Genomic DNA, 17,728 nt, shown 5'->3' with positions numbered 1-17,728 from the left:
GTCGGTCGATCGACCGAGCACGAAATTGGGCGGACGGCCGATGCGCGGGCCGGCCCCAAACGCCAGGCGTGCACGGGTTCGATGGTGAGATCCGCTCGCCATCGGCTCAGAATCGGGCCTTCAGCCGATATTCGCTCGCCTGCGTTCTATCTTAGTATTCACTCAAGGAAGAGTTGTTCGCCTTTGGATCGTCATGCTGACGTGGAGGAGGACGATGCAGAGCATAGGCCACGAGCCGTTTGCAGTCGAGCCACCTGACGCGGACCTCGACGAGGTGCTCGAGGCGCACGACGTGATCATGGCGAGCCTCCAGCACCTCCTTGAAGAGGTACAGGAGGAGCTGCCTGCAACTTACGTGGCGCGGGGCGATCGGGACCGCGTATTCTGCGGGTAGGGGTCACACGCGGTGGCCGAGACGTACCTGGGGACGTTGGATCACCACGATCCCCTGTTTGAGGTTCTTGCACTCCGGGCCTACCCGGAAACAAGGCATCCGGTGTTCCATGTACGGCGCATGTCGGGCCACCACCTCGTCTACCGCTACTCCGAGCAGACGACCAAGAGTTCGGTCGTGGGCAAGTTCTTCAGGTTGAACGAGTCGAACGAGCACACGCTTGCGCGCATCAAGGGCGAGTACCGGAATCTTGTCCGGCTGCGCTACCTGGGGTTGGCCACCCATCCGTACTCCGTGGTCAGGCCCCTGTGCCGCGAGGAGAAGATCGGGCTGGCCGTCGCCGAGGAATTCGTTGAGGGAAAGGACCTCGACCGGTTCATTTGCGGAGCCGTTGACGACGACGGCACCCGCGCATTGAAGCACGCCCTCCGACGCCTGGCTTCGTTTCTTCACACCCTGCACGAGAGGTCGGCGGGAGCGAGCATCGCGCGCCAGGAGGAAGTCGGCGCCTACTTTCAGCGGATCGTCGGCAAGCTGCAGCGTCAGGGCGTGATCGACCGGGGCCAAGGTGCGTGGTTCCTGAAGCAGGGGGACCGCTGGTTGAGCGCGCCGTTCATGATCGCGGAGGAGGTCCTCGTCCACGGCGATGCCACTCCGACCAACTTCATCTTTCGGGGATCGGATGACGTGGTCGCCATCGATTTGGAGCGGATGAGGCGGTCGGACCGGGTCTTCGATGTGGGTATGGTGTGCGGGGAGTTGAAACACGCCTTCCTCTGGAGGGCGGGGGACCGGTACGCCTCGGAGCCCTTCATCACGGGGTTCCTCAAGGGATACGCTCAGCGCTTTCACCGTCCCGATGAGGCGTTCCGAGCGATCACCCAACGGGTGCCCTTCTACATGGCGCTCACCGAGCTACGGATCGCGCGCAACGACTGGCTGCGCTGGGACTACCGGAAGCGCCTGACGTGGGAGGCGGGTGAATGCCTGTGGTGGGGATAGCGGTATGGTGGATAGTGCCGTAGGTCCGCACTGCCGCAACCGCCTGATCCATGACTAACCAATAACCAAGACGAGTGACCGTCCGAACGCGATGGAGATTCAAGTTCAGCGCCTGCAGCATCCACCAAGTAACATGCGGGTTGCGAGCCATTAAGGAAGCACGAACGGGCGTCCATCTCAACAAGGGGAGTCAGATGCTCCAGCTAGGAGCTGGTGCCAAGAAGGTTGTCGAGGAGGATACATCGTGCAACCGATAGGACTGCAAGGATCTTTCCCGTAGATTCAAAAGAGGATCGAGGTGGTCCCATGATTGATGTCGGAGAGCTCGCTGATCTTGCGGACGTCGCTCGTCAGGACGTCCTCTCCATCTTTCTTGACGTGGATCCGATCAAGCCCGAGCATCGGGTACCGAATCCGGCGTATCGGATCTGGCTGCACGAGGCCGTGCGCCAGACGCTTGCCGGCATCGTAGGGCCCGTCCGAAGTGAAGCGCTCCGGGTGGGGCAAAAAGTACTGGCATATCTGGACACGGCCCCGGCACGGGGCCGTGGGTTAGTCATCTTCGCCGCGCCGAATTTCTGGCGCGAATACTCCTTGCCATTTCCTCTCCCGAACCGTGTGCAGTTCGGCCGCCCGGACCTCGTGCCTCTGCTCTGGGCAGTGAGCGAGTACAAGGCGTACGCTATCGTCGCCGTCTACCTGGAGCATGCGTGGATCGCCGTGGCGTATCTGGGGCGGACGACAGTGGTCGACGATGAAACGCTGGAGCTGGACACCCGGGACTGGCGTTTCAAAGCCGGGCGGTCGGACACGTACACGCGGCGGGTGGGTGCTGGCGTCGGACGCGGGGCTCAAGCAGACACTTTTGATGCACGGGTCGACGAACGCCGGCGGCAGTTCTGGCGGGGAGTCGCGCGGGCCGCGGCGCGAGCACTGGGCGATCGTCACATCGACCGCGTGATCATCGGAGGCTCAGAGGAGGCCGCCGCCACTGTGCGTGGGCTTCTCCCGGATGCGGTCCGAGCGCGGGTGATCGAGACTGTACCGCTGCCTGCCTATGCCACCCTCGCCGAGGTCCAGGAGCGTACGCTTCCTGTAGCGATCGCCGACCTCGAACGAAGAGCATCTGGGCTGGTGGCGGCCCTGCTGGCTCGTGTCGAGGCCGATGGAAGCGCGGTGATTGGACGGGTAGCCACGTTCGAGTCCCTTATGCGGGGTGAGGTCAAGACCCTGGTGGTGGCCCGTGATCTCGACGGCGACATCTGGCAGTGTACGCAATGCGAGTACTTGAGCGCCACGCCGATCGGGACCTGCCCTGGCTGCGGGGGAGCAGTTGACCGCGTGGCGCTCCGGCAGCTGCTCCCGACCCTGGCCCGCCGGCACGGGGCCGGGATCGCGGTTGTCGGGCCGTCAGCGTCTTCCCAACTCACCGATGGCATCGGTGCCCTCCTACGCTATCGTGCCCCGCACCAGGTGGCGTAATGCTCTTTGTCATGATCAGGAGATATAAATACTAAATGCTGGTGTTCTGGGTACTGGTTGGCTTGTGAAGTTGACGCAGACGAATTCGCAACACAACGACCAGCTGCAGGAGGTCGACGATCATCCAGAGCCTGCAGGTTGTGGAGGGGGCCGGGTGCAGCGATGCGGTTCGTGATCGGGGTGGACGTCGGGACCACCGGAGCCCGAGCCCTTATCGTTGATCAGGCCGGCAACGTGCGAGGACAAGGTGTCGGACCCTATGCCTTTGAGACCCCAAGGCCCGGATGGGCCGAGCAGGATCCGGATGCCTGGTGGCGTGGCACGGGCGTGGCCATCCGCGCGGCTCTCGGGGCGGCCGGCGCCTCCAAACGTGACGTGGTGGCGATCGGACTGTCGGGCCAGATGCACAGCCTCACGCTGCTCGACCAAAACGGTGGAGCGTTGCGCGCCGCCATCCTGTGGAACGACCAGCGCGCCGCGGCGGAGTGCGAGGAGATCACTCGCCGGGTTGGCCGGGAACGGCTGATCGCGCTGACCCGCAACCCCGCGCTGCCGGGCTTCACCGCACCGAAGTTGCTGTGGACGAGGAACCATGAGCCCCATGCCTATGCCCGGATTGCGAGTGTGCTGCTTCCCAAAGACTATGTGCGGTACCGCTTAACGGACGTTCACGCGACGGATGTGTCAGACGCCTCCGGCACGGGGCTCTTCGACGTGACCGCTCGCGCGTGGTCCGCCGAGGTGCTCGCGGCCCTCGACATCCCGACGGAATGGATGCCTCGGGCGACAGAGTCACCCGTACTCGGCGCGGCGGTAAGCGAGGTCGGCGCGGCTGAAACTGGATTGGCCAGCGGCACCCCGGTGGCGGCCGGAGGCGGGGATCAGGCGGCGCAGGCGATCGGTACAGGCGTCGTACGCCCGGGCCCGTTGTGCGTGACGATCGGCACGTCCGGCGTTGTCTTCGCCACGCTCGATGCGCCGGTGGTCGACCCCGGCCTTCGAACGCATACCTTCTGTCATGCCGTTCCCGGCCGGTGGCATATGATGGGGGTGATGCTCTCGGCGGGTGGTGCCCTTCGGTGGCTGCGCCAGGCGTTCGCATCCGGCGTCGATTACGGCGCGTTGGACGCCGAGGCCGAAATCACACCTCCGGGCGCGGAGGGGCTCGTGTTCCTCCCGTACCTAACGGGGGAAAGGACTCCGTACCCAGACCCCAACGCGCGCGGGGCCTTCGTGGGGTTGAGCCTCGTGCACGGGCGGGGCCATCTCGTGCGTGCGGTTATGGAGGGAGTCGCCTTTGGGCTGCGTGATTCCTTCGAGATTATCCGTGCCGTGGGCGTTGAGATCACGCAGGTCCGAGCCACGGGCGGGGGCGCCGCAAGCCGGCTATGGAACCAGATCCTTGCGGACGTCCTCGGCGTCGAGGTCGTCGTGATGAACATCACCGAGGGAGCGGCGTACGGCGCGGCGCTGCTCGCGAGTGTCGGCGCCGGGCTATTCTCGACAATCGAAGCGGCGTGCGAGGCGGGTCTTTGCGTAGCGAGCCGTGCGGAACCGCGGCCCAACGTCGGCGCTCGATACGACGCCCTCTACGAAACGTACCGTGCGCTCTATCCGGCCCTTCGCCCATCGTTCGCGAGGCTGGCGGGGGCCCCGATCTCCGGCACCTGATCGAGTTCAGAACGCTTATTCCAGATTCGTGTGCCGACGGCTCATGTCGGCAAAGGACTTGCCCAAACGGTGCGCCAGTCGCAGCACCACGTAGTCCAAGTACAGCCACATCGCCTGCTCGTAGAGGGAACCCATCGGTTGGATCGACGCCCGCTCGCCTCCGCCTGTCGCCATTGTCTGACCCGGGATGACGATGACATCGTCTGCCTTGCCGGGCAGTTCTGCACCCGGATTCGCCGTCAACATCGTGACTTTGCCGTCGCTCGCGCGTGCGACGCCCATCAACGCGGCGACGGTTGAGAAGTAACCGGGTCCAGAACTGGTGACCAGGAGGTCCCCGGGGCCGAGATGCGGCGTTGTCATGTCGCCGACCACATGGGCATCAAGCCCCAGGTGGAACAACCGCATGCAGAAGCCCCGAAGCACCAGGCCCTCTCGGCCCACGCCATACGTAAAGACCCGCTGCGCAACGCGAAGGCGGTCGGCGAAGGCCCCGGTGGTCGCCTCGGGGATCTTCAGCAACACGTCGCGCACCTCGTCGACCATCTGAGACCGAACATTCAGGCCAACGCCCATCAGACGCCTCCTCGATCGCGCCAGCGCGTGAGACAGCCGGGCGCCGCCTCGCTCAGGTGTGGAGCGGCCTCGGTTTCCATGCCGTTTGCGGGGTGGAGGAGGTCAAAACGTCATCCGGCCAGGCCCATGCGCCGGGGAAGATGACCTCCTCACCGAAGGGCGGACGCCGCCGCTTCACCAAGAGCGCTCTGCAGCATCGTCATGGTCTCTCGTACGTCCTGATAGACGCACTCGTCTGTCTCCTCGAAGGGATAGATGAGTTCCACGTATTGGATCCGATCGCCCGCATTGTATCTCTCGATTGTCTGCCTGATCAGGTTCACGTTCAGCTTCCCCAGCTTGGTGAAGCCCCAATGCCGATCCCACTGTCCATCGGTCTGCTGCAGGTGGAAGCAGTCGATATAGGGCAGACACGTCGCGAGCCAAATTCCCATGTCCGCCCGCTCCTTGAGCAGCGGCTCAAACAGCACGTGGCCCCAGTCGACGAGGAGCCGAATGGGGACCGCCGTCCCCTCCAGATCCCACATCAGTTGCAGGCTGCCCTGGGGATCACTGGGAAACTCGGTGGAGAGGGGCGTCGGTTCCACAAGGATCTTCTTCAGACCTGCAGCCTTGGCATAGGACGCAAGCTCCCGGACCAGGTCGAGGACCTCGGCGTAAATCGCCCTGCGCCGGCCTTCGTCCTCCGCGTCCTCGTGGCTCATGCCGCCGAGCGGCGTGCCGATGCAGGCGGCCTCCATCGCCGACGTCATATCCACGGCCCGCTTGAAAAACTCTAGCGACAGCCGGCGCTGCTCAACCGTCGGCGCCAGAAGCTGCGGATAGGTGTACGAAGCGAGCCCTCCGAAGGTACCTCCCAGCAGCAGGCCTTCCTGTCTGAGGGCCCGGCTCCACCTCCGGGCGATCGCGTCGCGCTCGCCGGAGGGCCACCAGGGATCGACGAGATCCCATGTGAATTGGACATGCTCCGTGCGGAAGTCGTTGCGGATCATGGCCGCAAGCGGCGCCGGCGCGAGCCAGCGCTTGACCGCAAATGACAAGTTGAGCCCGATCTTCATGCCGCCTCCCCCCTCATTGCCTCGCCCGCGCAATCTTGCGTGAGATGGCGTCGAGTGCGATGGCACCGACAACAATCATGCCGCTTACCGCCGTCTGGTAGTATGGCGAAACGCCAAAGAGTACGATGACATCCTGCACAACCCCAATAATGGCAGCCCCGAGCAGCGCGCCGGCTGGGCTGCCCACGCCGCCGGTGAGCGCGACGCCGCCGATCACGGAGGCGGCGATAGAATCCAGCACCCACGTGTCCCCGATGCTGGGCTGCGACGTCCCCAACCGGGCCACCATGACCATTCCCGCCAAGGCGGCCACCAAGCCCACCCCCATGAACGTGAGCGTCCGCACCAGGTTCACGGGCACCCCGAGGATGTGCGCTGCCTCCCGGCTGTTGCCGATGGCGTACATGTACCGTCCGAACGGGGTGTAGGTTGCCACAAAGACGATCACGGCCAGCACCAGTAGCATGATCACAAATGGCATGGGGATGCCGAGAACCACGCCTTGTCCCAGGAAGTAGATAGCCGGCGGAATATCAATGATGGCCTTGCCTTGCGAGATCACGAGGTTGATGCCCAGGTACACGCCCGTCATGCCGATCGTCACGACCAGGGCGTTCAACTCCAACCACGTTACCAGGAGACCGTTCATCAGGCCGAAGACGGCACCCGACAAGAGGCCCAGGCCGAAAGACACGAACGGATCGATGTTAAGCCAAACCATGAAGACGCCGCCGAGTACTCCGGAAAGCCCCGCCACCGCGCCAACCGAGAGGTCCAGTTCCCCAAGGATCAACAGGCATGCCTGCGCCATCGCGACCATGCCCGTAAACGCCATTGCCCGGATGACCGATTGCATGTTGAACGTACTTAGGAAGTACGGCGACGCAATGGACGCGATGGCCATAATCAACAGCAGGGCGAGAAGGACCCCGCTGGTCTTGCCTTGCTTGAAGAGGTTCACGAGCCGGACGACCGCCGGCGAGGCAGGGGCCGCGCCCTTCACCGCGGGCTTCGTTGGCGCGGTCGCATCCTTCGCCGCGGACTTCACCTGAGCATCGGTCGCGCCCTTCGTCGCCGCCTTCATTGGAGGATCTCCACCCCGCCACTCACGGTTTCACCGATCATCGAGGCAATGATTTCGGTCTTGCCGGATACCTCTGGGTTGAACTCTCCGACGATTCTGCCGCCGTATACCGTGATGACGCGATTGGCGCATCTCAGCAGTTCATCCAGGTCGGACGAAATGAAGATCATGCTCGTTTCTCCGCCTTCGACCAGGTCCCGCATGAGCCCGTACAGATCGGTCTTGGTCCCCACATCGATGCCTTTCGTCGGTTCGTCTAGGATGAGCACCTTCGGCACGCACGCCATGGCGCGTCCAATGACGACCTTCTGCTGATTCCCGCCGCTCAAAAACATGATCGGTCGTTCCAGCGAGGGCGTACGAATGTCGAAGGTATCGACCATCTTCTGCACGAGGGCGCTCTCTCGACGGGCGGAGATTACGCCTCCCGTCGTGAGCTGCCGAAGGGTCGATATGCTGATGTTGTGCCGCACGCTCAACAAGGGGAGGATTCCCTGTTGCCGGCGTTCTTCGGGTAGATAGACCAGCCCCTCACGGATCGAAAGGCGCGGGTTGCCCAGCTTCAATGGTTTGCCGTCCAGCAGGACCCTCCCGCCCTTGGCGGGCAGGCGGCCGAACACGGTCTGCATGATCTCGGACCGCCCAGCGCCCACGAGGCCCGCGAACCCCAGAATCTCACCGCGGTGGAGTAAGAAGCTGATGTCGGCAAACCCCTGACCCGATAGGCCCTCCACCTCTAGCACGATGCTTTGCTCTTGGGTTCTCGGACGGAATACATGTCCCTCGTCGATGTCGCGGCCGGACATGTGCCGGATCAGCCAGCGGTGGTCCACATCACCCATCCGAGAGTACCCCACCTTTACCCCGTTTCGAAGGACGGTCACTTCGTCGCAGAGGTCGGAAATTTCATCGAGTTTGTGGGAGATAAAGATGATGCTGCGGCCCTGGCTCTTCAATTGCCGGATCACCTCGAACAGGCGAGAGATGCCCTTCGCGGTTAGGCTCGTCGTGGGTTCATCCAGGACCAAAATCCTGCCCTGCTCTTTGACGGTGGCCCTGGCGATCTGCAACAACTGCTGATTGGAGACGGAGATGTCGCCGGCGAGCCTGGACGGTGCCACGTCGATCTGGAAGAGGTCAAGCCACGGAAGAGCCTCCGCGAACAGGCGCTGTTGCCGGATCAGACCGTGAACGCCGGACGTCCAGAACGGCATGAACAGGTTCTCGGCAACGGTCATGTGGCGGAACAGAAGCAACTCCTGGGGCACGTAGGAAATCTTTTCGAAGAGCCGGGGATGCGTGAAGGCGTCTTCGCCCTCGATGCGTACGGTGCCCTTGTCCGGCCGGAGGACGCCGTCCAGAATCTTGACCAGCGTGCTCTTTCCAGCACCGTTCTCGCCGACGATCCCGTGGATGCGCCCGGGTTCGAACGCCACGCTGACGTCGTCGAGTGCGACCACGCCGGGAAAGGCCTTCGTGATCCCCGTCGCCTCTAGGACCGGCACGACGCATACCCCATCCATGGGAACGCCCGGGGGCCCCGGTCACCTGAGGCCGGGGCACCCCCGAGCGGCGCGTGCAATCGTCCGCCTTGCAGCCTACGTCTTCCAATAGGTGTCAACGTTGTCTTTCGTGATGACCCAAATACCGGTGTCGATGCTCTTGGGCAACGGCATGCCGCTTTTTCGCATCCACAGCGCGAGGACCGCCCATTGCCCCTGCATGAGGGGCTTGGTCGCCGACGAGGCCTGCATCACGCCCTGCCTGATGTATTGCAGAATCTCCTTTGGAGATTCGTCGAGTCCGACGTGCAGAACCTTCCCTGTGAGGCCCGCCTCCTTGATGGCCAGGCTCACGCCGATGGGTCCCGCCGCGTCGCAGTCAACGAAGCCGTTCAGGTCGGGATGTGCGGCCAGAATGGCGATGGCTTGTCTGTGAGCCGTCTCAATGCTGTCGTTGTCGATGCCTTCCGCCACAACTTGAATCCCCGGATACTTCGCGAAATTCGCCTTGTGGGCCAGATAGCGAATCCGGTGATTTGGCGCGGTAGGGAAGCCCTGCATGATCGCGACCTTGCCCTTGCCGCCCAGGAGCTTTATCAGCAGATCATCGGCGATCCGCGCCTGCTCGGCAAAATCGTTTTGGATGCTGGTGATGTGAAGGTCCTCGGGTGCCACTGAATCGAAGGCGACGACGGGGATCCCCAGGCGCTGTATCGACTGCAGCACGGTTCGGTTGCCGGCTGCGTCGAGCAGATCCAGCGTGATGCCGTCCGGCTTTGTGGCCGCGGCCTGTTCCAGGATGGTGTTCTGGAGGACGACGTCCGCCTTCGACGGAGCCCGGTAGTCGATGACGAACTTCGACCCCGTGGCTTCCTCCATGAGCTTGGCCTGAGCCTTCGCCCCGTCGACGACCGCATCAAACCACGGGTGAACCACCTTGGGAACGATGACGAAGCGGTACGACTTCATGACTGCCGCTTCCGCGGTCCGATTCAGCGCCGGCACCAGGCCGCCGGAGGCTCCAAGCGCGACCGCCGTCGCCGTCATCCCCTTGAGAAGCTCACGCCGCGGGATCGATGCCTCACGTTCATGTCCCATCATTCCACCTCCCCCTTGATCTCAACCATCGCCGGAGACGACGACCGCTTTATGCATACGCGGACCCCCTCTCGCTGAGAAGCCGACGAATCGCGAACGCTCTCTACACTACATAACTACATACAAATTTTATGCCGCCGGGCTCCCCGGCGGAATCAGGTCGGTGCCTGAATGCGGATACACTCTCGGACGGATATTCTGCCCGGCCGCTTTGGCAGAGAATGTTCTTGTAACCGCTCGGCGGAGATTGGAGCGTGAAGATGAGCGACGCCAACGAGAAACGCGGGAAGATCGTGATGGGCTCTGACCATTTTGGATTGCCTCTCAAGAACATGCTTCGCGACTATCTCCGGGACAAGGGCTACGACGTGGACGACCTTGGGACAACCAGCGCGGAACCCGTCGACTATCCGGATATCGGGCTCATGGTTGCGGAGACCGTCGGCCAGGGGAGATACGATCGCGGTGTGTTGATCTGCGGGACCGGCGCCGGCATGGCTATCGTCGCGAACAAGATCCCCGGGGTGCGTGCGGTGTGCGCGCACGATCCGTACACGGCGGAGCGCGCCCGCGCGAGCAACGACGCCCAGATCATCACGATGGGGAGCGAAGTCGTCGGCCCGGCCGTGGCAAAGAAGTTGATCGATCTCTGGCTGGCGAGCGAGTTCCAAGGGGGACGCTCGTCCCCGAAGGTCGCCAAGATCGCGCGGATAGACGAGCGATACCGTCATGCTCCGGCCCAGCGCATCTAGCGACCCGGGAGTCTCTCCGCTCCGCCACGATCCGCGTGAAGCCGCGGGCTTCGGGTGGCTGGGTGCCGGTTGGAAAATGAACAAGCGCCTGAGCGAGGCCGAAGCGTACGCCGCGACCCTCGGGGACTATCTCGCCGAGAACGATGTCCGGGTGAACCTCTTCATTGTGCCGCCGTTTACGGCGCTCAGCACGGTCCGCCGAGCGTTAAAAGATTCCAACGCTCACCTGGGGGCGCAGAATATGCACTGGGAACGTGGAGGCCCGTTTACCGGAGAGATTTCGCCGCTGATGCTGAAAGATCTCGGGGTCGGCATCGTCGAACTTGGGCATTCCGAACGACGCGCCGCATTCGGTGAGACCGATTTTACCGTCAACCGCAAAGTCCTCGCGGCGCTGGAGCACAGCCTGCGTCCGTTGATCTGCATCGGAGAGACTGGGACCGAACGGGAATTCGGCGTGGCGGTGGAGTCCGTGACCCGGCAGGTCAAGATCGCCCTCAAGGGTGTGCCCGAGCGCACCGTGCGGAGCGTGTTGTTTGCCTACGAACCAGTGTGGGCCATCGGAGAATCGGGAACCCCCGCGGACCCGGCATACGCCAACGGCATGCACGAAACCATCCGGAGGGCCGTGGCAGAACTCTACGACGGTCCGGTCGCGGCCGACGTTCCGATCCTCTACGGGGGCAGTGTGGATCTTGGCAATCTGGCGGGATTCGCCGGCCAGCCGCAGGTGGACGGCCTGTTCATCGGCCGGGCCTCGTGGGACGTCACCTCGTTCATCAAGTGTATCCAGGCGTTCGAGCATGCGAGGCAGTGTGCGGCCATGCAGAGGAGGGATTCCGTTGCCCAGCACTCCCGTTGAGTCCCTTGAGGTTGAAAGGGCGAAGACCATGAAAATGAAGAAGCTGATCAACGACCCCCTGCAGGTCGCGGATGAGCTGGTACAGGGATTTGTCGCCCTCAACGGCCGGCACTTCCGTCAGATACCGGGGATGAACGTCATCGTCCGGAGAGCGATGCCTCAGGGCGGCCGTGTCGGGGTCGTCATCGGCGGGGGAAGCGGCCATGAGCCTCTGTTCCTGGAGTTCATCGGCAAGGGATTGGGGGACGCGGCAGTCCAAGGAGCCATTTTCACGTCCCCCGGCCCGGATGCTATTCTCGAAGCACTCCGAAGCGTCAACGGCGGCTCCGGTGTCCTGTGTGTGTACGGCAACTACACCGGCGACAATTTGAACTTCGGCCTGGCCGAGGAGAGGGCCGCGGGGGAGGGCATCACTGTCAAGATGGTACGAGTCTGGGACGACATCGCATCGGCGCCCCGCGGCCAGGAAGACGAGCGGCGTGGAACGGCGGCCGATCTGTTCGTCATCAAAATCGCGGGCGCCGCGGCGGAGAGGGGATGGTCTTTGGGCGAGGCGTACCGGGTGACGGCAAAAGCGCGTGACAATTGTCGGTCGCTGGGGGTAGCACTGAGTTCGTGCACGCTCCCCGGGACGGACGTCCCGATCTTCAGCATCGGCGACAACGAGATGATGGTGGGCATGGGTCTCCACGGCGAGCCGGGGGTGGAAAGCACGACTCTCAAGACGGCCGACGACACGTGCGCTTTGATGATCGACCGAATCCTGCCCGATCTTCCATTCAGGGCCGGAGATCAGGTCAACCTGCTGATCAACGGCTACGGGGCGACGACCATGATGGAGTTGTTCATCATCGCCCGGCGCGCATATCAGAAGCTGACCGAGAAGGGCATCGATGTGTACGAGGGGCTGGCCGGCAACTGCTGCACGTCTCAGGAAATGGCGGGATGCTCCATCACCCTCATGCGGTTGGACGACGAGTTGCGGTCGCTCTGGGATGATCCGGCCTGGTCGCCGGGATTCAGCAGGGTGCCGGCATCGTTGCGAGGCTAGACGTGAGTCTGGCGAGGCGTGGAAAGCGCGTGGACAATTCAACAGCCCCGGAGGGCACTCGTGGACTCGAGCCGCCCCCAGACATGACACTCACGGAGAGCGAGGTCCCCGCATGAGTGAACTGACCCGGAAAGATTTCGTCGCGGCACTGAATCGCATGGTCACAGCCTTTGAAGAAGCGAAAGATTCCTTGTGCCGTATGGACTCGATCATTGGTGATGGAGACCACGGAATCAGCATGGTTCGAGGCTTCCGTGCTGTCGCCGAGAAACTACCCGCGGTGCAGGAGCGGGACATCGCCACGATTTCTGGCATGGTTGGATCATCGCTGATTGGAGGGATCGGCGGCGTTACTGGGCCGATATTCGGTACGGTCTTCGCGCGCCTGGCGGTTCAGGCCGAGGGCAAGGAACAACTGACCGTCGCCGACTTGGCCCAGGCGCTCCGGGCGGCGTTGGACGGCATAAGGGCGATCGGGCACGCCGAGGTCGGCGATAAGACCATGGTGGACGCGCTGGCCCCTACGACAGAGGCCTTGGAGCAAGCAGCCAAGGAGGGACTCGACATGAGGAGCGCCCTGGAACGGGCGTCGCGGGCGGCGGAAGAAGGTGCCCGCTCGACGATCAACATGAGAGCCACCAAGGGGCGGGCCCGCTACCTGGGTGGGCGGTCGATCGGTCACCAAGATCCGGGAGCCACCTCGTTCGCGTTCATCATAAAAGCCCTGTCGGTGAGCTATCAAGCCGAGTACCGCACGCATGAGTCTGAAACTGTGCCGGCGAAAACCGCACGGTCAGGAGGGTGAGCGCGTGTTCAAGAGCCATCCCCGCCCGGCTGGATTGTTGGTGCAACGCGCCACCCTCCAATCCGAATCAGAAACGACTGGTGATGGAGGTGTCGGACGTACGCGTGCCGTTTGGGGCCAGGACACCGCTGAGGTCGGTGGCATCCCACGCGGCTCATCCTTCTCGGAGACCTCATGAGGGGCCGGCTGGTGAACCATCGCCTCACCAGCGCGCCGCCGGAGTATCCGTAACTGTACGCTCCCCAGCCCCCGTATGATGATACGTAAGGATGGCCGGCTCGCTTCGTCGTGAAGGCCCCACCAAGGGCCAGGTCACTCCACGTTAGAGGGAGGCATCGCATGGCCGCTCCGACTGCTGCGCCCTCGCCCGCGCGGACATACCTCACCAACAAGCAGATTGCGGGAATCCTCAACGAGATCGCGGAGATGCTCGAGATCAAGGGCGAGAGCCTCTTTCGCATCAAGGCCTACCGCAACGCCGCCCGCTCATTGGAGTTCCTCGCCGAAGACGCGGGAGAGTTGTACGGGCGAGGCGGTCGGGCCGCACTGGATGCGATTCCTGGCGTCGGCGCCTCGATCGCCCAGAAGATCGAGGAACTCCTGCAAACCGGCCGCCTCCGCTACTATGAGCGGATCAAGAAGACCATCCCTGCCGTGACGCTGGAGCTGATGAAGATCCCCAACATCGGGCCGAAGACCGCGCAAAAGCTCTCGCAGGCGCTGAGGATCAAGAGCATCGCCGACCTGGAGGAGGCCATCGACATGCCCCGGGCCGCGAAGGTGTTCAAGGCGAAGACCCGGCAGCGAATCAAGACCGGGATTGCGCCACTCAAGCGACGCTCCGGACGAATCCTCCTGCCGTTTGCCGAGCCCATCGCGCGCGAGTTCGTTGAGGCACTGCGTCAGTGTCCTGGCGTGTCGCAGGCCCATGCGGTGGGTTCGCTGCGTCGGATGAGGGAGACTTTTGGGGACATCGACATCGTCTGCGCCGCCGCGGATCCCAAACGCGCGATCGAGCAGTTCGTCACGCATCGTGGCGTCGAGCAGGTGCTGGCCAGGGGGGACTCCAAAGCCACGATCATCCACGCCTATGGGGTGCAGCTGGATCTGGAGATTCTGCTGCGGAGGGAGTACGGTTCGCTGCTCGCGCATTTCACCGGCTCCCAGGGAACACAACATCGCCCTGCGGACCTGGGGCGTGGGGAACGGGTTTTCGATCTCAGAGCACGGCATCAAGGGGGGCCGCACGCTGCACACGTTCGAGCGGGAGCGAGATTTTTACCACTTTCTCGGGATGGACTGGATCCCGTCGGAGCTGAGGGAGAACCGAGGAGAGATCGAGGCTGCCCTCCGGCACCGGCTCCCGACCCTGATCGACGACGCCGACATCCGGGGGACCTGCAGGGGGACGCTCAGCTTGATGCCGGGCTGGCTGCGCGCGCTCTCGGCCATCAACCCGCTGACCTACCAGGTCGACCCCTACGCGCGCTGATGGTCAACGGCGGGAGCAGCACGCTCGGCCTCGCGGTGGATTTCTGTGTCTTCCTGCTCGCGGTCACCGTCTTCGTCGGCCTGGCGGCCAAATTATATCCGCGTATGGCGACGTGATGTCAGCCGCCATCGGGCCAGCTTTGAACGTCATGGCGTCGACACTCCAAATGGCATGCGTCGGGGGGAGGTCTTGATGAGAATCCTCGTGGCCACGGATGGGTCCATGCATGCGAGGCGCGCCGTGGACTTCGCCGTTCGGCTGGCGCAAGAGTTGCGTGAGGCGCACGTGACGCTGGTACACGTCGGACACATCCCCGTGATGGCATCAGCCGTTCTTGGGGATCCCGTGTTTGTGGACTATGCCGGGCTGGAGGAGGCGCTCGAGAGGGCGGGCCAGGAGCTCCTGCAGGAAGCGGCCAAGCCCTTGGTCAGCGCCAATGTCCCGGTTGAGCGTGACTATCGGTCCGGTGATCCGTCCGCAGAGATCATCCGGCTTGCCGGCGAGAAGAAGGCGGACCTGATCATTATGGGAGCGCGCGGCCTCGGCCAGATAGGGGGCCTCATCCTCGGCAGCGTCAGCGAGCGCGTCTTGCACGGAGCCCATCTTCCCGTCATGGTCGTTCGATAACTACGCTGCGAGCAACTCAGGTGCACATCAAAAGCCGCTCGCGGTCCTGCACCGTGCTGGCGACGTGTTTGGGTGTCATGCTCTCGCCCGCCGCGCCGGCGCGAGGCGTATCCCCGAGTTCGTCTGAAAAGCGTGTTCCTGGTGCTCACGGTCGCGCAGAACAGCGCGTTCTTCATCGCTCAGGTGGCGCCGCCCTCACGAACGCTTCCGTCGTGAGCCCGGCGCTGGCCAATCCCGAACGCCACCTAATTTAGCTCCTGGCGATCGTAGGTGGTGACTCCTATTCGGCCACGATCGTTTGTGCCATCCCGCCACCCTACAATCCGGCAGAGCGCCCGTTTGGCATCCCCTGGAGCCGCTGGCAGAGTGCAGAGCTGCTCGACGACCGGGGTCGCTTCGGCTTCTTGGTCGATGGTATGCGCGGCCGCTTGAATCTGGGTCTTGAGCGTGTCGAGGACGCTCAGGAAACCACCGAGCGCCTGTTGGTAGACGGGCCGCAGAGAGAGCGCACTCAGCCATTGCCGGCCTCGCCGCCCGAATGCATCAGTGTAGGGGCATTGATACCCATGCTTAAGGAGAATGGCGTGGATCCGGTTCTTGACCATGGTCTGGAGTTTGACCAGGGCGGCTCGGTAGCGCAGGAGCTCGCGCAGATCCCGGATCTCCCGGGGCGGGATGTATGCTGCAGGGACGAGGTCGGTCCGCAACAGATGCGCGAGGATTGTACTATCCACTTTATCGGTCTTCACCTTCGCTTCAACGATAGCCCGCGTCCGGAGAGGATGCGCCAGCGTGACTGGGATATCCAAATCTTCGAGCAGATCGTAAAGATGGTACCAGTTCATGCTGGCCTCGATCACGACGCGCGCCGGTTCCGCTACCTTCCCGAAGAACTCGGCCAATGTTTCGCGGCTGTTGGTCAGCTTGCCCTGTCGCTGAATCTGCCCCAGCGCATCCATCTGTGTGTAGAAAGTGTAGCGCTTATGAATATCAATCCCGATGTACTGCATAGGCTGTGACCTCCCCGGCGAGATGAGCAACTCGCCTTGCCATTCGTTCTTCTGGGGGCACAGCCTTTTCATCACATCACTACATCGAAATAGCACACTCAAGTATTCTATATACGACGGACTTAAGCCCGAACGGCCAATCCTCTCACTTATGGATCGGGGCAGACCGTTACTTCTGTGGCACCATCCTTGGTGAGCGCCTTCATGCCTCCGGTGTACCGAGCTGGGAACAGAGTGGGACTCCTCCTGTATCGACGGCTTCCCCGAGCAACAGATTGTCATTGGCAAGTTCAATCGGGTTTTGACCCGATTGTCTGCAGACTTGTGGGAAGTTATCCTATGAATTGACGGGAGTTGTGATTTTGTGGAGCGGAGGCGATGGCAACCGCGGGCAGCGAGAAGGTTGTTACGAAAGGTCGTCTACCCAGGACGATGCTCCCATCAGATCGGGGCTACGCTAATTTAGATGCCGACCAACGCGTTCCAGGATCGAAAATCGGCCTGACCAAGCCAGGTGTCCCCAGTGTGGGGCCGAATTGGACCTCGTCCCCGGTTATGAAGCCTACTGTCGAGAATGTAGATGGGAGGGAGAGTGGTTAACTGATTCTGTCCGGGCAAGGAGTACAAGGTGGTAGGCCCCGACCCAATGTTTGAGGACAGCGTCGGTCATCCGGTGGGCGGGCACGACGACCGGCCGAACGCGGTTGCCCTCGCCGTGGCCGCGGTGGGTCGATCATCCTTCGGCCCCACCGATTTCCTCACAGGGAGTGGAAACGACGGCCATCATGTTTGCGGCGGAGGGAGGTGAACTTGAGGAGATCGTCGATCAAAGAGGGGAGGCTAGGCGATGACTCAAAAAGTGTTGAGGAGCGATGCCGAGATTCAAAAGAGTGTCCTCGACGAACTCAAGTGGGACGGTCGCGTCCTGGCAACGGATGTGGGGGTGGAGGTCAACAAAGGGGTCGTCACGCTTACCGGGACCGTGGACAACTATGCGAAGAGAATCGCCGCTCAAGAGGCCGCACACAAGGTAGTGGGTGTTCTGGATGTGGCGAACGACATTCAGATCCGTATCCCAAGCCGCTATGGGCGCACCGACACCGAAGTTGCGCAGGCGGTTAGGCAGGCGCTGGAGTGGAATGTCTTTGTGCCGCACGAGCGGATTCAGTCGACCGTGTCCAATGGTATGGTCACGCTGACGGGAACCGTGGACCGATGGACCCAGTGCGACGAAGCGCATCGTGCGGTCTCGAAGTTGTCCG

17 protein-coding genes are annotated in these 17,728 nt (G+C 62.9%); 11 read left to right on the top strand and 6 right to left on the bottom strand.

The genetic code is table 11. The annotated features are described in order from the left end of the window. Positions 1–214: 214 nt before the first annotated feature. The 4 genes from VKV57_08045 to xylB all read left to right on the top strand — a co-directional run bounded on the left by VKV57_08045 (position 215) and on the right by xylB (position 4,549). Positions 215–394: a hypothetical protein gene (locus tag VKV57_08045; GenBank protein HLW59861.1), complete on the top strand. Its 180-nt coding sequence runs from the start codon at positions 215–217 to the stop codon at positions 392–394. A gap of 12 nt (positions 395–406) precedes the next feature. Then, entirely contained in the window at positions 407–1,396 is a 990-nt protein-coding gene (locus tag VKV57_08040) for an aminoglycoside phosphotransferase family protein (protein HLW59860.1), read from the top strand. Between the two features lie 306 nt (positions 1,397–1,702). Further along, positions 1,703–2,878 (top strand): VLRF1 family aeRF1-type release factor, encoded by a 1,176-nt coding sequence (locus tag VKV57_08035; GenBank protein ID HLW59859.1) that lies wholly within the window; start codon positions 1,703–1,705, stop codon positions 2,876–2,878. 162 nt (positions 2,879–3,040) lie between these two features. Further along, the gene (xylB, locus tag VKV57_08030; GenBank protein ID HLW59858.1) at positions 3,041–4,549 is read left to right on the top strand and encodes a xylulokinase; all 1,509 of its coding nucleotides are present in this window, start codon (positions 3,041–3,043) and stop codon (positions 4,547–4,549) included. Between the two features lie 15 nt (positions 4,550–4,564). Here the strand turns inward: xylB and hxlB are convergent, their stop codons facing one another. The 5 genes from hxlB to VKV57_08005 form a co-directional block, all read right to left on the bottom strand. Further along, positions 4,565–5,125, bottom strand: coding sequence for a 6-phospho-3-hexuloisomerase (gene hxlB, locus VKV57_08025; protein ID HLW59857.1), 561 nt, complete (start codon positions 5,123–5,125; stop codon positions 4,565–4,567). A 149-nt stretch (positions 5,126–5,274) separates the two neighbouring features. Then, positions 5,275–6,183 carry a TIM barrel protein gene (locus VKV57_08020; GenBank protein HLW59856.1) on the bottom strand — a complete coding sequence of 303 codons (909 nt, stop codon included), beginning with the start codon at positions 6,181–6,183 and terminating at the stop codon, positions 5,275–5,277. A gap of 13 nt (positions 6,184–6,196) precedes the next feature. Continuing rightward, on the bottom strand, positions 6,197–7,267 hold the full coding sequence (locus VKV57_08015; GenBank protein HLW59855.1) for an ABC transporter permease: 1,071 nt from the start codon (positions 7,265–7,267) through the stop codon (positions 6,197–6,199). Next, on the bottom strand, positions 7,264–8,772 hold the full coding sequence (locus VKV57_08010; GenBank protein ID HLW59854.1) for a sugar ABC transporter ATP-binding protein: 1,509 nt from the start codon (positions 8,770–8,772) through the stop codon (positions 7,264–7,266). The genes VKV57_08015 and VKV57_08010 overlap by 4 nt, the downstream gene beginning before the upstream one ends. Positions 8,773–8,865: 93 nt before the next feature. Continuing rightward, complete coding sequence (locus tag VKV57_08005) at positions 8,866–9,870, bottom strand: substrate-binding domain-containing protein (GenBank protein HLW59853.1); 1,005 nt, start codon at positions 9,868–9,870, stop codon at positions 8,866–8,868. Positions 9,871–10,127: 257 nt separating this feature from the next. Here VKV57_08005 and rpiB point away from each other — a divergent pair, with 257 nt between their 5' ends. The 6 genes from rpiB (at position 10,128) to VKV57_07975 (ending at position 15,456) form a co-directional block, all read left to right on the top strand. Further along, positions 10,128–10,619 carry a ribose 5-phosphate isomerase B gene (gene rpiB / locus VKV57_08000; GenBank protein ID HLW59852.1) on the top strand — a complete coding sequence of 164 codons (492 nt, stop codon included), beginning with the start codon at positions 10,128–10,130 and terminating at the stop codon, positions 10,617–10,619. A 58-nt stretch (positions 10,620–10,677) separates the two neighbouring features. Then, complete coding sequence (locus tag VKV57_07995) at positions 10,678–11,481, top strand: triose-phosphate isomerase (protein HLW59851.1); 804 nt, start codon at positions 10,678–10,680, stop codon at positions 11,479–11,481. A gap of 28 nt (positions 11,482–11,509) precedes the next feature. Further along, entirely contained in the window at positions 11,510–12,532 is a 1,023-nt protein-coding gene (locus VKV57_07990) for a dihydroxyacetone kinase subunit DhaK (protein HLW59850.1), read from the top strand. A 112-nt stretch (positions 12,533–12,644) separates the two neighbouring features. Continuing rightward, positions 12,645–13,337 (top strand): dihydroxyacetone kinase subunit DhaL, encoded by a 693-nt coding sequence (gene dhaL, locus VKV57_07985; GenBank protein ID HLW59849.1) that lies wholly within the window; start codon positions 12,645–12,647, stop codon positions 13,335–13,337. Between the two features lie 339 nt (positions 13,338–13,676). After that, complete coding sequence (locus tag VKV57_07980; GenBank protein HLW59848.1) at positions 13,677–14,945, top strand: helix-hairpin-helix domain-containing protein; 1,269 nt, start codon at positions 13,677–13,679, stop codon at positions 14,943–14,945. 76 nt (positions 14,946–15,021) lie between these two features. After that, complete coding sequence (locus tag VKV57_07975) at positions 15,022–15,456, top strand: universal stress protein (protein ID HLW59847.1); 435 nt, start codon at positions 15,022–15,024, stop codon at positions 15,454–15,456. Positions 15,457–15,701: 245 nt separating this feature from the next. Here the strand turns inward: VKV57_07975 and VKV57_07970 are convergent, their stop codons facing one another. Next, on the bottom strand, positions 15,702–16,466 hold the full coding sequence (locus tag VKV57_07970; GenBank protein ID HLW59846.1) for a transposase: 765 nt from the start codon (positions 16,464–16,466) through the stop codon (positions 15,702–15,704). A gap of 847 nt (positions 16,467–17,313) precedes the next feature. On the opposite strand from VKV57_07970, the gene VKV57_07965 reads away from it, so the two are divergent. Next, the coding region (locus VKV57_07965) for a BON domain-containing protein (protein HLW59845.1) at positions 17,314–17,728 on the top strand (415 nt) is incomplete at its 3' end.

The sequence above is a fragment of the bacterium genome (genome assembly GCA_035307765.1).
Classification (GTDB): domain Bacteria; phylum Sysuimicrobiota; class Sysuimicrobiia; order Sysuimicrobiales; family Segetimicrobiaceae; genus Segetimicrobium.
The sequence above is the reverse complement of the archived record's forward strand: the minus strand, read 5'-3'. Positions and strand labels throughout refer to the sequence as shown.

Excerpts from the sequence above, each read along its gene's own strand:
- VKV57_08045 (HLW59861.1), top strand. The coding sequence starts at position 215 with ATGCAGAGCATAGGCCACGAGCCGTTTGCAGTCGAGCCACCTGACGCG.
- VKV57_08035 (HLW59859.1), top strand. The coding sequence starts at position 1,703 with ATGATTGATGTCGGAGAGCTCGCTGATCTTGCGGACGTCGCTCGTCAG.
- xylB (HLW59858.1), top strand. The coding sequence starts at position 3,041 with ATGCGGTTCGTGATCGGGGTGGACGTCGGGACCACCGGAGCCCGAGCC.
- hxlB (HLW59857.1), bottom strand. The coding sequence starts at position 5,125 with ATGGGCGTTGGCCTGAATGTTCGGTCTCAGATGGTCGACGAGGTGCGC.
- VKV57_08020 (HLW59856.1), bottom strand. The coding sequence starts at position 6,183 with ATGAAGATCGGGCTCAACTTGTCATTTGCGGTCAAGCGCTGGCTCGCG.
- VKV57_08015 (HLW59855.1), bottom strand. The coding sequence starts at position 7,267 with ATGAAGGCGGCGACGAAGGGCGCGACCGATGCTCAGGTGAAGTCCGCG.
- VKV57_08005 (HLW59853.1), bottom strand. The coding sequence starts at position 9,870 with ATGATGGGACATGAACGTGAGGCATCGATCCCGCGGCGTGAGCTTCTC.
- rpiB (HLW59852.1), top strand. The coding sequence starts at position 10,128 with ATGAGCGACGCCAACGAGAAACGCGGGAAGATCGTGATGGGCTCTGAC.
- VKV57_07990 (HLW59850.1), top strand. The coding sequence starts at position 11,510 with ATGAAAATGAAGAAGCTGATCAACGACCCCCTGCAGGTCGCGGATGAG.
- dhaL (HLW59849.1), top strand. The coding sequence starts at position 12,645 with ATGAGTGAACTGACCCGGAAAGATTTCGTCGCGGCACTGAATCGCATG.
- VKV57_07980 (HLW59848.1), top strand. The coding sequence starts at position 13,677 with ATGGCCGCTCCGACTGCTGCGCCCTCGCCCGCGCGGACATACCTCACC.
- VKV57_07975 (HLW59847.1), top strand. The coding sequence starts at position 15,022 with ATGAGAATCCTCGTGGCCACGGATGGGTCCATGCATGCGAGGCGCGCC.
- VKV57_07970 (HLW59846.1), bottom strand. The coding sequence starts at position 16,466 with ATGCAGTACATCGGGATTGATATTCATAAGCGCTACACTTTCTACACA.